Below are 1,453 nucleotides of genomic sequence, written 5' to 3' on the forward strand. Positions count from 1 at the left end.
TCCAAGCAAGCCTCCGTGATCCATTCTTGCAGCAAGGACCGAGAGATCCCCAGATCAACGCACACATACCCCGACTGATCCCTGACTCAACCAGCACAACCGCATCAGCCATGAACTGCTCACTATACAACCTTGCCATAACCAACACCCTTCCCAGCCCCACACCCGCGAAGCAACCCAGACACCAACCAAACCCCCAACAATCCCGGACGCTTCAGGCCAGGTCGTGGTGTGGCCGTGTCGCGGCGGTAGGTGGGGTTGGGGTTATGGGGTGGTGGTTGGTGTTGACGTCGTCTCTGTTGGTGCGGGGAAGGGGACACTGGTCCAGGGTGTCTTGTTGTTCGGGTCGCGGCGGTCTTGCATTTCGATGGTGGTGAGCTCGAAGTCGCCGCGGACTTGGTAGAACAACCAGCCTTCCCCAGACTCACCGGGTTCCAGGTAGCGGACATCTGAAAGGTAGTCGTCTCCGCGGTAACTGACTCCAACATCAAGATAGTACGGCTGCAGGGCTGGCCCCCCGCTCTCGATGCCGTCGAGGCGTTCTCCGAGCTCGGTGAAGGCGTTGGCCTTGTCTCCGGTGTTGGTGACGCGGAGTTTGATGCCGAGGTACCGGTGGCCCTCGATCGTGATCTCTACGGGTGGGTCGTAGGTGGTCAAATAGTCGGTGACATCGGGTTTGTACTCTAAGACTTCCACACTCCAGTCCCCGATCTGTGTAGCCTCGGACGTCGGTGAAACGGTTGGTTCCGGTGTGGTCGTGGTCGGCGTGGGGGCGGGGCCGACTGTGTTACCACTGGGGACCGGTGTGGGTGTGGCGTGGTTGCGTCCAGCGATCGTGACCCCTGCGACCACGACGGCAACCACGACGAGGCAGCCGATGGCTGCCCACGCCCAGCCGGGTAGGCCCTGCCGAGTGGCGGTAGGAGTGGTAGCGCTCTGAGTGGGGTCGGGGGTGTGGCTGGTTGGGGCTGGTGTTTGCGTCTTGTGTGACTGGTGACCCGGATTGATGGGACCCGGTGTGTTCGTGTGCGGTGGTGTGGTCATAGGGGTTCTCCTGTCTGGTCTGGTCGTTGTATTGATTGTTGCAGGTTTATCCGCATCGTGCAGGTCTCGAGTGTGAGCAGGCGCGGGACGTCTCACTCTACTGGTTGTTGTTGAGATCATGGGAGGGTGGGTTTGTCAAGTTTATGGTGTGGGTATTGATACCCGTAGCGGACGGGTAGGGATGGGTTGTAGGGTCGCTGGTAGCACCCGGCAGCAGATAGTGGCAGGGTGGATGAGACGTGATCTCTAAAGAGAACGGAGATAATCATGGCGAGTAGGGAGCAGCGCAGGCGCCTGGAGGATATTGCCGCATTCGACCCGAACCAAGCGTATGACTTGTCGAAACGGCTTGGCAAGATCAGTGAGGGTTTTGAGGGGTTGCGGGGCACGATTGGTCGGCGGATGAATC

At 59.7% G+C, this 1,453-nt stretch carries 1 protein-coding gene; it reads right to left on the bottom strand.

The genetic code is table 11. The features are described 5' to 3' along the window. Window positions 1-264: 264 nt before the first annotated feature. Window positions 265-1,044 (bottom strand): hypothetical protein, encoded by a 780-nt coding sequence (locus EKN07_RS12370; protein ID WP_126146571.1) that lies wholly within the window; start codon window positions 1,042-1,044, stop codon window positions 265-267. Window positions 1,045-1,453: the final 409 nt, after the last annotated feature.

Source organism: Actinobaculum sp. 352 (assembly GCF_003957265.1).
Taxonomy (GTDB): domain Bacteria; phylum Actinomycetota; class Actinomycetes; order Actinomycetales; family Actinomycetaceae; genus Asp313.

Coding starts and splice junctions, on each gene's coding strand:
- EKN07_RS12370 (WP_126146571.1), bottom strand. CDS start 1,044: ATGACCACACCACCGCACACGAACACACCGGGTCCCATCAATCCGGGT.